Origin of the sequence: Nonomuraea roseola (genome assembly GCF_039535395.1) — a bacterium.
Lineage (GTDB): Bacteria > Actinomycetota > Actinomycetes > Streptosporangiales > Streptosporangiaceae > Nonomuraea > Nonomuraea roseola.
Genome location: NZ_BAAAXC010000015.1, coordinates 4775744 through 4787905, shown reverse-complemented (window position 1 = coordinate 4787905; position 12162 = coordinate 4775744). Strand labels below are relative to the sequence as shown.

The window sequence follows — 12162 nt, the reverse complement described above, 5'->3', positions numbered from 1 at the left end:
GCCAAAGCGAGCATATAACCGAGGGTAGAGAAAGGGTAGCACTGAGTAATCAGAAGATTATTCTGCGCCGAGCCCTCCTGACGCTCCGTACACCGGCTCGGGGTCAGGAGCCTCCGCCATGAGTCTCGACACCGCTTCGCCCACCTCGGCGGCGTCCCAGCGGGCGCCGCGGTCGACGCCGGGACCGTGGGCCCAGCCCGTGGCGAGGGAGATCCTGCCGCCCTCCACCTCGAAGACCCTTCCCGTCACGTGCCCGGACTCCGTCGAGCCGAGCCAGGCGACCAGCGGGGCCACGTTGGCGGGGTCCATGGGGTCGAAGCCGGTCTCGGGTCTGCCCATCTCGCCCGCGAACACCTCCTCGGTCATCCGGGTCCTGGCGGCGGGGGCGATCGCGTTGACCGTCACGCCGTAGCGCGCCAGCTCCGCGGCGGCGACCTGGGTGAGCGTGGCGATGCCGCCCTTGGCCGCCGAGTAGTTGCCCTGGCCGACGCTGCCGAGCAGGCCCGCGCCCGAGGAGGTGTTGACCACTCTCGCCTCGACCCGCTCCCCTGCCTTGGAGCGCTCGCGCCAGTGGGCGGCGGCGTGGCGTAACGGCAGGAAGTGGCCCTTCAGGTGGACCCTGATGACCTCGTCCCACTCGTGCTCGGTCATCGAGACGAGCATCCTGTCGCGCAGGAAGCCGGCGTTGTTGACCAGGACGTCGAGCCTGCCGTAGGCGCTGACGGCCATCTTCACCAGCCTCGCGGCGCCGTCCCAGTCGGCCACGTCGTCGCAGTTGGCCACCGCGTACCCGCCGAGCGCCTGGATCTCCTCGACCACGGCGAGCGCGGGCGCGCCCGAGCGCCCTCCGCCGTCGCGGCCGGTGCCGAGGTCGTTGACGACCACCTTGGCGCCCTGCCTGGCGAACTCCAGCGCGTGCTCTCTTCCGATGCCACGGCCCGCGCCCGTCACGATCACGACCCGGCCTTCGCAGATCCTTGTCACACGGCCTCCTGCGCCTTGGTTATCGGGAGATTCCATCAGATGCGACCCACTTCCAGGCAGGGGTCTCGCCGCCTCCGTGCACGAGGATCTGCGCGCCCGTCACGTAGCCGGAGCCCGCCAGCCACAGGCAGACCTCACCCACGTCGGACGGCCCGGCCATCCGCCCTGCGGGAATGGTCGCGCTCATCAGCTCCGACCTGCCCCCGTAGTGCTCGGCCGCGTTCTCCGTCTCGGCCAGGCCGACGACGACCGTGTTCACCCTGACGTCGGGGGCCCACTCGGCGGCCAGGCAGGCCGCCAGGTGGTGCAGGCCCGCCTTGGCCGCGCCGTACGCGGAGGTGCCGGGAGAGGGGCGGGTGCCGCTGGTGCTGCCGATCATGATCACCGCACCCTGGGCGGCGGCCAGGAGCGGGTGGGCGCGCTGGGCGACCAGCAGCGGGGCGATGAGGTTGAGCTCGATGACGCGGGCGTGCAGGCGGGGCGAGGTCCCCGCGACCATCGCGTACGGCGCGCCGCCCGCGTTGTTGACCACCACGTCGAGGCGGTCCAGGCCCGCGAAGAGCCGTTCGAGGTCCTCGGGATCGCGCACGTCCGCCCGCACGAACCCGGCCACGCCGGTGCGGCCGTCCGATGCGGGAGCCGGGGCCCGCGGATGAAGGGGGGCGGTGACGGGCGCGTCGGGCGGGGTACGGGCGCAGACGATCACGGTGGCCCCCGCGGACAGGAACGCGCGGGCGATCCCCCTGCCGAGCCCCTTGGTCCCACCCGTCACCAGGACGACCTTGCCGGTGTAGTCGAAGGCGATCACGGATGCTACGGTACCAAGCAAGCGTTAGGTACCGACAGGAGCGCCATGGCCATCACGACGCACTCCGGGCCGATCGCCGAGGTGGTCGTCGACGTCCCCCCCGGTCAACGCCCTGCGCGTGCGCGACTGGAACGACCTGGCCCGTGCCGTACAGACGGCGGGGCAGGACCCCGCGACCAGAGTCGTGGTGCTGCGGGCGGAGGGACGCGGGTTCAACGCGGGCGTCGACATCAAGGAGATGCAGGCGACACAGGGCCACACCGCGCTGGTCGAGGCGAACAGGGGCTGTTACAGGGCCTTCGCCGCCGTCTACGACTGCGAGGTGCCCGTGGTGGCCGCGGTGCACGGCTTCTGCCTGGGCGGCGGGGTCGGCCTGGCGGGCAACGCCGACATCGTGCTCGCCAGCGAGGACGCCTACTTCGGGCTGCCCGAGGTGGACAGGGGCGCGCTGGGCGCGGCGACGCACCTGGCCAGGCTGGTGCCGCAGCACCTCATGCGCGCCATGGTCTACACGTGCAGGAACGTCACCGCCCATGAACTGCACGCCTTCGGCTCGGTGCTCGAGGTGACCCCGCGCGACAAACTCCGCGAGGCGGCGCTGGCCGTCGCGCGGGTCATCGCGGAGAAGGACCCCTACGTGATCCGCCGCGCCAAGGAGTCGCTCAACGGCATCGACCCCGTGGACGTCAAGCGCAGCTACCGCTTCGAGCAGGGCCTCACCTTCGAGCTCAACCTCGTGGGCGCGGGCGACGAGCACAGGGAGAGGTTCCTGGGGTGAGCAAGGTCATGACGGCCGCAGAGGTGGCGGCGCGGATAGAGAGCGGGATGACCGTCGGCGTCGGCGGCTGGGGCTCGCGCCGCAAGCCGATGGCCCTGGTCAGAGCGCTGCTCGACACCTCCGTGACCGACCTGACGATCATCTCGTACGGCGGCGCCGACGTCGGCATGCTGTGCGCGGCCGGCAGGGTCCGCAGGGTCGTCGCCCCCTTCGTCACCCTCGACACCATCCCGCTGGAGCCCCACTTCAGAGCCGCACGGCAGCAGGGCTCGATCGAGTTCGTGGAGTACGACGAGGGCATGTTCATGTTCGGCCTGCTCGCCGCGGCGCACCGGCTGCCGTTCCTGCCGACGAGGGCAGGGCTCGGCTCCGACGTCATGCGGGTCAACCAGGGGCTGAGAACGGTGCGCTCGCCGTACACGGAGGAGGATCTGGTGGCGGTGCCGGCGCTGACCATGGACGTGGCGCTGGTGCACCTCAACAGGGCGGACCGGCGGGGCAACGCGCAGTACCTCGGACCCGACCCCTACTTCGACGACCTGTACGCCAAGGCCGCCACGAGCTGTTACGTCTCCTGCGAGCGGCTCGTGGACAGCGCGGACCTGCTGAAGGAGGGCCCCGTCCAGTCGCTGCTCATCAGCAGGGCGTTCGTCACGGGGGTGGTCGAGGCGCCAGGAGGGGCCGGGTTCACCTCGTGCGAGCCCGACTACGGCAGGGACGAGGCCGAGCAGCGGCGCTACGCGACGACCCCATGGCTGGAGTACCACGATGAGCAGGGCTGATGTGTGCGTCGTCGCCTGCGCGGAGGCGTTCAGGGGCGACGGGGAGATCCTCGCGGCGGGGATCGGCGGGCCGATCACGACGCTGGGGGCGCGGCTGGCCAGGATGACGTTCGAGCCCGACCTGCTGACCACCGACGGGGTCTGCCACCTGACGGGCGACGATCCCCAGGTGACGGAGGGCTGGCTGCCCTTCCGCGACCATCTGTGGCTGGTGCTGACCGGCAGGCGGCACGTGTTCATGGGCGCCTCGCAGATCGACAGGGCCGGCAACACCAACATCTCCTGCATCGGCGCGTGGGAGCGCCCGAAGGCGCAGCTCCTCGGCGTGCGGGGGGCGCCGGGCAACACGGTGTGCTGTCCCACGAGCTACTGGATCCCCCGCCACTCCCCTCGCGTCTTCGTCGAGAGGGTGGACATGGTCTCGGGCGTGGGAGGGCCGCTGCTGCGCAGGGTGGTGACGAACCTGGCGGTGCTCGACCTGCGCACGCCCGACGGCTCGATGCGGCTGGTCTCGGTCCATCCGGGGGTGAGCGTCGAGGAGGTGGTCGACGCGACGGGCTTCGAGCTGGTGATCCCGCCAGACGTGCCCACCACCCGCGGCCCCACCGAGGAGGAGCTGCGCGTCCTGGAGACGCTCGACCCCGGCAACCTGCGCGAGGCGATGTGAGGACCGCGCTCACCGACCTCGTCGGCTGCCGCCATCCGATCGTCCAGACCGGCATGGGCTACGTCGCGGGCGCCCGCCTGGCCGCGGCCACCTCCCGCGCGGGAGGGCTCGGCGTCGTCGCCGCCGCGACCATGTCGCTCGAGCAGATGACGACGGCCATCCGCGAGGTGAAGCAGCGCACCGACCAGCCCTTCGGCGTCAACCTGCGCTCCGACGCCGCCGACGCGGCCGAGCGGGTCGAGGTGCTGATCCGCGAGGGCGTCCGCGTGGCCTCCTTCGCCCTGGCCCCGCGCAGGGAGCTCATCGCGCGGCTGAAGGAGGCGGGCGTGGTCACCATTCCCTCCGTCGGCGCTCGCCGCCACGCGGAGAAGGTCGCCGCATGGGGCGTGGACGCGGTGATCGTGCAGGGCGGCGAGGGCGGCGGGCACACGGGGCCGATCCCCACCACGCTGCTGCTGCCCCAGGTCGTCGACTCCGTCGACATCCCCGTCATCGCGGCGGGCGGCTTCTTCGACGGCCGCGGCCTGGTGGCGGCCATGGCGTACGGCGCGGCGGGCATCGCCATGGGCACCCGCTTCCTGCTCACCCAGGACTCCCCCGTCCCCGACGCGGTCAAGCGGCTCTACCTCGACTCCACCGACACCCTGGTGACCCGCAAGGTGGACGGCGTGCCGCACCGGGTGCTCGCCACGCCTTTCGTCGCCTCGCTCGAACGCACCAGGCTGCTGCGCGCGGTGGTCAACGGGGCCCGCTTCAAGCGGCTGTCCGGGCTGACCTGGGCCCAGCTGATCGGCGAGGGCCGCAGGATGCGGCGGGGCAGGGAGCTGACCTGGGCCCAGGTGCTGCAGGCCGCCAACACCCCGGTGCTGCTCAGGGCCGCCATGGTCGAGGGCCGCACCGATCTCGGCGTCATGGCCTCGGGTCAGGTGGTCGGCGTGCTCGACGACCTGCCCTCGTGCGAGGAGCTGATCACCAGGATCATGGCCGAGGCGGAGGCGACGCTGGGGCGCATCACACGACCGTGAGGCCGCGCGCCCCGAGGATGGCGTTGGCCTGCGCCTGGTTGATGACCGCGCCTGCGAGGGCGCGCACCTTCGCGTCGTCGGGCTCGCCGAGGTCGGCGCCGCGCAGGTCGGCCTTGGCGAACACCGCCCTCAGCAGCTTGGTGCCGGTCAGGCGGCAGTCGCTGAAGACCGCCTCGGTGAAGTCGCAACCCGACAGGTCGGCGTCGTCGAACCTGATCCCTTCGAGCAGCTGACCGCGCAGCGTGCAGCCGCCGAGATTGGCCATGATCAGGTTGGAGCGGGAGAGGCGGAAGCCCGTGCCCCTCGATCCGGTGAGCGAGGCACCGATCATCCGGCAGCCGGTGAACGAGGCGTCGGTCATCAGCGCGCCGCCGAAGTGCGCCGAGGACAGGTCGACGTCGGTGAAGGAGGCGTCGAGCAGGTCGGCGTCGGTGAACCTGGTGCGCAGCCCGCCGCCGCCCGTGAACACGGCGCCGTCGAGGTCGGCCTTGCGGAAGTCGGTCTGCTCCAGCACGCACGACTCGAACCTGGCCCCCGCGAGCGACGCTCCCCACAAGTCGGTCTCGGTGAGGTCGCACTCGCGGAAGACGTGCGGCTCGTCGCCCTTCAGCCGCTCGGTCAGTGATGTGCCGGAGAGGTCCTCGCCGTCGAAGTTCACGACGTCAGAGCGTACCCGTGATCACCTCGGCGGCGGCCTGCCCGCAGACGCGGGCCGAGCCGTACGTGGCGATGTGCACCGCGCCGAGGTCGGAGCGCGCGGGCAGGCCCATCTCCACCACCACGGCGTCGCCGCGGGCGCTGAGCAGGTGGCCGATCGCCTCGGCCTGCCACGGGTAGCGGTGCGCGTCACGCGCGACGATCACCAGCGGGCGGTCGGCCGAGGAGCGCAGCAGATCCTCCAGTACGGCGGCGCGTGACTCCTCGGCGGTGAGGCGGGCGACGGTCGTGCCCGGCAGCAGCTTGCCCAGCGGCTCGCCGACGCCCCACGGGGTGCCCTTGTCGATGGCCAGGTTCATCTCGGGGGCGAACTCCACGACCTGGGCTGCGACGGTGATCGGCAGGACGGCCGCGGAGGACCTGCGGGTGACCTTGACGGCCCGCCTGGCGGCGATGAGCCCGATCTCACCCTCGACGCGCCCGTCGCCTTCGCGGGCGGCCTGGGCGTGGGCGGCGCGGGCCGCGGCCGACCACGCGCCGAGCCCTGCCACCCGGCCGGCGGCCTCGGCCAGGCGCTCCTCGGGCAGTCTGCCCTCCATCACCGCCAGCGCGATCGCGTCGCGCACCTCGGCGGCCGTCGCCTCGTCCGACCGCTCGCCGCCCACGCAGATCGCGTCGGCCCCTGCCGTGACGGCCGTCGCCGAGGCGCCGCCGACGCCGTACGCGCCCGAGACGGCGGCCATCTCGATCCCGTCGGTGATGACCACGCCCTCGAAGCCCAGCTCGTCACGGAGCAGCGCGGTCAGCACGTGCGGGCTGAGCGTGGCGGGGGTCGAGGGGTCGTAGCGGGGCACGAGGAGGTGTCCCGTCATGATCGACCTGACGCCCTCCTCGATGGCTGCGCGGAAGGGGCGCAGATGCTCCTCGATCTCGCCCGCCACCACCGGCACCCCGTGGTGGGAGTCGACGGAGGTGTCGCCGTGGCCGGGGAAGTGCTTGGCGCACGCCGCCACGCCCGTCGCCTGCATGCCTCTGACGAAGGCCCTGGTGTGCCTGGCCACCAGCTCGGGGTCGGCGCCGAACGCGCGCAGCCCGATGACGGGGTTTCCCGGATTGGAGTTCACGTCGGCCGAGGGGGCGAAGTCGATGCTGATCCCCGCGGCCGCGAGGTCCCTGCCGAGGTCGCGGGCGAGCTCCTCGGTGAGCGCGACGTCGTCCACCACGCCCAGCGCGTAGTTGCCAGGGCGGCTGCTGCCCTTGGCGACCTCCAGCCTGGTCACCTCGCCCGATTCCTCGTCCACGCCCACCAGCGCCGACGGGTTCTCCGCGCGCAGCGATGCCGTCAACTCGGCCACCTGGGCGGGCCCTGTGATGTTGCGGGAGAAAAGCACCACCCCCGCCAGGCCTTCTGACAGTCGGCGGCGGAGCCAGTCGGGGGGCGCCGTCCCGACGAAACCCGGAAGGATGACGGAGTCGGCAAGGCGAAGCAAGTCGCGGCCAGGCTTGGGCATGACCGAAATCTAATAGGAAAGTTTCCTATTTTCTAGAGGCATTTTCAGACGTCAACGCGTCTGATTCCACGTCCCTCCGTGACGAACTCGGCGAGTGTGCGGACGGGCGCGCCCTTCCTGTCGACGTGGTCCACCCCTCGGAAGGCGACCCGGAAGTCGGTGGCGCTCGCCGTACCCGACAGGTAGCCGCGGTGGGCGTCGAAGTAGCGCAGGTGCGGGTTGGCCGCCAGGACCCCCGGGCCGTCGGTGACCGGCGGGTTGCTGGTGATCGCCGAGCCGACGAACTCCGCGCCGACCGTCACGCCCGCGCCGGTGACGATGTCGCCCGCCCACGCGTTGTGCACGTCGCCGCTGAGCACCACCAGGTTCTGCGGGACGGCGGCGAGCAGGCGGGCGCGCTGCTCGGGCTGGCCGTCCCACGACTCCTTGCGCAGGTTGGGCGCGGGGCCGGGCACGAACCTCCTGGTGAAGAAGAGCGACTGGACCAGGACCCGCCACCTGACGGGCGTGGCGGCCAGCCTGGCCAGCAGCCACGCCTCCTGCTCGGCGCCGAGCATGGTGGCAGGGCCGCGGAACTGCCGCACGTCCAGGGCCATGAAGTCGGCGATCACGCCGTAGGTGCGCCTGCGGTACATCTGCAGGCCGCCGTCGCGTGGGCGCACCCGCAGCGGCATGTGCTCGTAGTAGGCCTGGTAGGCCGCGGCCCTGCGCCTGAGGAAGCGGTCGGAGCCGTCGCCCCTGCCGTGGTAGTTGTCCATGACCTCGTGGTCGTCCCAGACCGGCACCCAGGGAGCGGCGGCGTGGGCGGCCCGCAGGTCGGGGTCGCTCCTGTAGCTGGCGTAGCGGGCGCGGTAGCCGGCCAGCGTGGTGGTCTCGTCGGCGGGATCGACGCGGCGCACGCCGTGGGCGGGCCTGGCGTACTCGTAGATGTAGTCGCCGAGATGGAAGACCACGTCGGGACGCTCGTCGGCCAGGTGCCTGTAGGCGGTGTACCAGCCGTGCTCGAAGCGCTGGCAGTTGGCGGCGGCGAACCTGACCGGCTGCGTGGATGTCGGGCCGGGGGCCGTTCTGGTACGGCCGGCGGGGCTGAGCTCGCCGCCGGACCTGAACCTGTAGAAGTAGTCGGTCGCGGCGCGCAGCCCCTCGACCTTCACGTGGACGCTGTGCGCCCATGCGGGCTGCGCCCTCGCGACGCCCTGCCTGATGACCTTGGCGAAGCGGTCGTCCTCCGCCACCTGCCACTGCACGTCGGCGGCGCGGGACAGACCGGTCAGCCTGGTCCAGAGGATCACGCCATCCGGTAGGGGCTCGCCTGACGCGACCCCCAGAGTGAACGGATTCGGCATCCTCCGATGCTAGTCAGGCGACGACGTCGGCCCTGCTCTTCTGCCAGAGACGGTCGACGGCGAGCGCGCCGCCGCCCGTGAACGCCAGCGCGAGGCAGGCCGCCGCGAGGGCCATCGGGAACTCGATGCCGCCCTTGTCGGCCATGAAGCCGTTGCCGAGGTGGACGAAGACGATGGCGCCGACCATGTTCAGGGCGAGCAGGACCCCGAAGACGGGCAGTGCCGCGCCGACGATGAGCGCGATGCCGCCCACCACCTCGAGCACGGCGACGGCGGGCGCGGCCAGACCCGGCAGCGGGATGCCGACCTGCTCGAAGAAGGCCGTCGTCCCCGAGATCCCCATGGACGTGAACTTCATCCAGCCGTGGACGAGGAAGGTCACTCCCACAGCCACTCTGGCGAGCAGCAGCGTGATGGATCGAGCCATTGGTGCCTCACAGTGTTGTTCGAGTTTGAACAACTACCATAAGCGGTCGTTCAACTTCGAACAAGTCATACACTGACAAGGTGAGCGAGTCGCGATGGCTGGACGCCGAGGAGATGTCGGCGTGGCAGGCGTTCCTCACCGCCTCCCACCTGCTGGACAGACGCATCGAGGAGCAGCTGAAGAGCGCGGCGGGGCTGACGCACCCGCAGTTCGAGATCCTGGCCATCCTGTCGGCCTCACCCGAGCGCCGGCTGCGGATGACCGAGCTGGCGCGCAGGGTGGTGGTCTCCAAGAGCGGGCTCACCTACCAGGTCACCCAGCTGGAGAAGCGGGGCCTGGTCGAGCGCACCACCTGCCCCGGCGACGACAGGGGCGTGCTCGCGGTGCTCACCGCCGAAGGCATGCGCCACCTCGAGAAGACGGCCCCGGGGCACGTCGAGGTGGTCCGCAGATTCCTGATCGACCTCCTCTCCAGGCACGAGCTGACGACCATGGCCTCGGCCATGCGCAAGGCCCAAGAAGCCATGCGCCCGTCCGCCTAGATCGATCCTCCCCGCCGACGGACGGCAGAGGACGGTGGCGATTCGATGGAAGAGCGCTCGTGAGTGGAGGCCTGGACGCTTCTTTCGGATCTCGTTGGGGCGTGGGATGCTCGCCGCCATGGTGGAGCACGACAGCCAGGCCCGGCCTTCGACCGCGAAGCGGGAGCTGATCGACCGGCCACCGGGATGGACGTTCCTCACGCTGGTCACCGCCGCGGGAGTGTTCACGTTCTGGTGGGCCAGTGCGCCGTTCTTGCCTGTCGAGACTGTCCTCTTCATAGGGCTCGTCTGGACGGCGCTCATGACGATCTGGTGGATCTGGTGGATCGCGGCGATGGCGATGGCGAGTACCACGTTCAGCCGCGCGCGGGCGCGGGGGCGCTGGCTGGCGCCCCCGCTCATCCTGGCGGCCGCCGTCGGCGTGCTCGCGACGGACGCGCCCTTCCACGTGCGGTTCGCGTTGTCGGAGGCGAGCCTGGAGGCCTACGCGCAGAAGCTCGCGCAAGGCGCGGAACCGGATCCCGACTGCGAACGCGTGGGCCTGTACCGGGCGTGCAAGGACTGGCTGGGAGATCCCCCGCCCGGTGGAGCCATGTTCCTTGTCACCGACTTCGGTGTGGAGAGCGCCGTCGGCTTCGCGTGGTCGCCGACCGGCCAGGAGCCTGCTCTAGCGGTGGACTTCGAGCACCTCGGAGGGCGCTGGTGGGCCACCCGGCAGTGGGACAAGTGGTGACAGGCGCTCAGCAGGAGGGTCAGGTGCGGATCACCGTCACCGCTCCTGCGGGTACCACCGCCTTCTCGACCACGGCGTCCTCGTCGGTGTGGTTGATGGCGAACAGGTAGGAGCGGCCGTCGGGGTGGGTGCGGCGGACGACCTCGACCCCCGGAGGGGCCTGCGCCGCAGGGGTGACGCCCGCCTCCTCGCAGACCCTGGCCATGATCGGGAACAGGTCGGCGGGCAGGGTGGTGAGGTAGTGGGCGGTGCCGCCGCCCCACTCGTTACGGGTCCAGGCGGGCCGGCCGTCGCGGTAGGTGTCCAGGGCCTTGGCGGTGGTCAGGCGGGCCTGCTCGCTCCAGATCCTGCCCACGCCTCCCCCGGCCAGCGCGATCGGCTCGGTCAGGGGGAAGAACTCCTCGACGCTCACCCCGAGCAGGTCGCGGAAGGCGCCGGGGTAGCCGCCGAGCCTGACGCGGTCGTGGGGGTCGACGATCCCCGAGTACGGCCCGACCAGCGCCACGCCGCCCGCCGCGACGAAGCTCTCCAGGTTGGCCGCGCCCTCGTCGGAGACCAGGTAGAGCGAGGGCGCCACGACCAGCCGGTAGCCGGACAGATCGTGCTCGGGCCTGGCCAGGTCGCAGGTGATCCCCGCACGCCAGAGCGCGGCGTGCCACTCCTTGATCACCTCGACGGGCTTCAGGCGGTCCGTCGGCTGGGCGGGGTGGTCCTGGGCCCAGACGCTGTCGTGGTCGAGCAGGATGGCGACGTCGGCGGCGACCGTACTGCCCGAGACGTCGCGCAGCGACTCGAGCTCCGCGCCGAGGGCGACGACCTCGCGCCAGGTCTTGGTGTCGGTGCCGGCGTGGGGCAGCATCGCCGAGTGCCACTTCTCCGCGCCGGCCCTCGACTGCCGCCACTGGAAGAACATGATCGCGTCGGCGCCCCTCGCCAGGTGGGCGAGGGAGTTGCGGCGCAGCTCGCCAGGGTCCTTGGCCAGGTTGAGGCCCTGCCAGTTGACCGCGCTCGTCGAGTGCTCCATCAGCAGCCACGGCCTGCCGCCGTTGAGCGAGCGGGCGTAGTCGGCGGCGAAGGCGAGGTCCTCGTGGGGGTGCTCGCCGATGAGGTAGTGGTCGGTGGCGACGACGTCCACGGCCTCGGCGAAGCTCCAGCAGTCCATGTCCCAGTGCGCGCCCGTCATCAGGTTCGTGGTGGCCGGTTTGGGACCGAGCAGGGCGCGCTCGGCCCGGTAGAGGCTGACGAGGGCGTCGGAGGAGAAGCGCTTGAAGTCGAGCTCGTGCGCGGGGTTGGTGAGGGTGGGCGTGGCTCTCGGGGGCAGGATCTGCGCCCAGTCGGAGTAGCGCTGGGACCAGAACGCGGTGCCCCACGCGTCGTTGAGCGTCTCCAGCGATTGATAGCGTTCACACAACCAGGCGCGGAAGGCCTCCGCCGAGGCGTCGCAGTAGCAGCGGGCGTTGTGGCAGCCGTACTCGTTGTGCACGTGCCACATGACCACGGCCTCGTGGTCGCGGTAGCGGTCGGCGACCTTCTCCGCGATGCGCAGCGCCCTGTCCCTGTAGATCGGCGAGCTCGGGCAGAAGCCCTGCCTGCTGCCGTGGTGGAGCCTTCGCCCGTCCCTGTCCACGGGCAGCGCCTCGGGATAGGTGTGGCCGAACCACGGAGGAGGGGCGGCGGTGGGGGTGGCGAGACAGGCCTCGATGCCGTGCTCGCCCAGCAGGTCGAGCACTCTGTCGAACCAGGCGAAGTCGTACCTGCCCTCCTCGGGCTCCAGATGCGACCAGGAGAAGATGCCGACGCTCACGCGGGTGACCCCCGCCTCGCGCATGAGGACGACATCCTCGGACCAGGTCTCCTCCGGCCACTGCTCGGGGTTCCAGTCGCCGCCGTAGACGATCACGT

12 protein-coding genes and 1 pseudogene are annotated in these 12162 nt (G+C 71.3%); 6 read left to right on the top strand and 7 right to left on the bottom strand.

Annotated elements, in window-relative coordinates; all coding sequences use genetic code 11:
- Positions 1-57: 57 nt before the first annotated feature.
- Together ABFX55_RS46100 and ABFX55_RS46095 are read right to left on the bottom strand one after the other, a co-directional pair.
- Complete coding sequence (locus ABFX55_RS46100) at positions 58-984, bottom strand: SDR family oxidoreductase (protein ID WP_346130178.1); 927 nt, start codon at positions 982-984, stop codon at positions 58-60.
- 19 nt (positions 985-1003) lie between these two features.
- A complete protein-coding gene (locus ABFX55_RS46095) occupies positions 1004-1792 on the bottom strand; it encodes an SDR family oxidoreductase (RefSeq protein WP_346130176.1) in 789 nt (262 codons plus the stop codon).
- 45 nt (positions 1793-1837) lie between these two features.
- Here ABFX55_RS46095 and ABFX55_RS46090 point away from each other — a divergent pair.
- From ABFX55_RS46090 to ABFX55_RS46075, 4 genes and pseudogenes are all read left to right on the top strand, one after another.
- Positions 1838-2570 (top strand): annotated as a pseudogene (locus ABFX55_RS46090) (enoyl-CoA hydratase family protein).
- Between the two features lie 8 nt (positions 2571-2578).
- Positions 2579-3352: a CoA transferase subunit A gene (locus ABFX55_RS46085; protein WP_346131455.1), complete on the top strand. Its 774-nt coding sequence runs from the start codon at positions 2579-2581 to the stop codon at positions 3350-3352.
- A complete protein-coding gene (locus ABFX55_RS46080; protein WP_346130174.1) occupies positions 3339-4019 on the top strand; it encodes a CoA-transferase subunit beta in 681 nt (226 codons plus the stop codon). Before ABFX55_RS46085 ends, ABFX55_RS46080 begins: the two co-directional genes overlap by 14 nt.
- Entirely contained in the window at positions 4016-5044 is a 1029-nt protein-coding gene (locus ABFX55_RS46075; RefSeq protein ID WP_346130173.1) for an NAD(P)H-dependent flavin oxidoreductase, read from the top strand. The genes ABFX55_RS46080 and ABFX55_RS46075 overlap by 4 nt, the downstream gene beginning before the upstream one ends.
- Here the strand turns inward: ABFX55_RS46075 and ABFX55_RS46070 are convergent.
- Genes ABFX55_RS46070 through ABFX55_RS46055 form a run of 4 tightly spaced genes read right to left on the bottom strand, consistent with a single transcriptional unit; the run spans position 5031 to position 8985 of the window.
- Entirely contained in the window at positions 5031-5702 is a 672-nt protein-coding gene (locus ABFX55_RS46070; RefSeq protein ID WP_346130171.1) for a pentapeptide repeat-containing protein, read from the bottom strand. The genes ABFX55_RS46075 and ABFX55_RS46070 overlap by 14 nt on opposite strands.
- Positions 5703-5706: 4 nt before the next feature.
- On the bottom strand, positions 5707-7212 hold the full coding sequence (locus ABFX55_RS46065; RefSeq protein WP_346130169.1) for a glycoside hydrolase family 3 protein: 1506 nt from the start codon (positions 7210-7212) through the stop codon (positions 5707-5709).
- Positions 7213-7256: 44 nt separating this feature from the next.
- On the bottom strand, positions 7257-8558 hold the full coding sequence (locus tag ABFX55_RS46060) for an alkaline phosphatase D family protein (protein WP_346130168.1): 1302 nt from the start codon (positions 8556-8558) through the stop codon (positions 7257-7259).
- 13 nt (positions 8559-8571) lie between these two features.
- Entirely contained in the window at positions 8572-8985 is a 414-nt protein-coding gene (locus tag ABFX55_RS46055; protein ID WP_346130166.1) for a DoxX family protein, read from the bottom strand.
- Between the two features lie 80 nt (positions 8986-9065).
- On the opposite strand from ABFX55_RS46055, the gene ABFX55_RS46050 reads away from it, so the two are divergent.
- A complete protein-coding gene (locus ABFX55_RS46050; RefSeq protein WP_346130165.1) occupies positions 9066-9527 on the top strand; it encodes a MarR family winged helix-turn-helix transcriptional regulator in 462 nt (153 codons plus the stop codon).
- 118 nt (positions 9528-9645) lie between these two features.
- Entirely contained in the window at positions 9646-10260 is a 615-nt protein-coding gene (locus ABFX55_RS46045; RefSeq protein ID WP_346130164.1) for a hypothetical protein, read from the top strand.
- 19 nt (positions 10261-10279) lie between these two features.
- On the opposite strand, the gene ABFX55_RS46040 is transcribed toward ABFX55_RS46045, so the two are convergent.
- Positions 10280-12160, bottom strand: coding sequence for a beta-galactosidase (locus ABFX55_RS46040; RefSeq protein WP_346130162.1), 1881 nt, complete (start codon positions 12158-12160; stop codon positions 10280-10282).
- Positions 12161-12162: the final 2 nt, after the last annotated feature.

What these genes read in the sequence shown, in the direction of transcription:
- ABFX55_RS46060 (WP_346130168.1), bottom strand. Translation starts at nt 8,558, where the DNA reads ATGCCGAATCCGTTCACTCTGGGGGTCGCGTCAGGCGAGCCCCTACCG.
- ABFX55_RS46065 (WP_346130169.1), bottom strand. Translation starts at nt 7,212, where the DNA reads ATGCCCAAGCCTGGCCGCGACTTGCTTCGCCTTGCCGACTCCGTCATC.
- ABFX55_RS46045 (WP_346130164.1), top strand. Translation starts at nt 9,646, where the DNA reads ATGGTGGAGCACGACAGCCAGGCCCGGCCTTCGACCGCGAAGCGGGAG.
- ABFX55_RS46055 (WP_346130166.1), bottom strand. Translation starts at nt 8,985, where the DNA reads ATGGCTCGATCCATCACGCTGCTGCTCGCCAGAGTGGCTGTGGGAGTG.
- ABFX55_RS46080 (WP_346130174.1), top strand. Translation starts at nt 3,339, where the DNA reads ATGAGCAGGGCTGATGTGTGCGTCGTCGCCTGCGCGGAGGCGTTCAGG.
- ABFX55_RS46085 (WP_346131455.1), top strand. Translation starts at nt 2,579, where the DNA reads ATGACGGCCGCAGAGGTGGCGGCGCGGATAGAGAGCGGGATGACCGTC.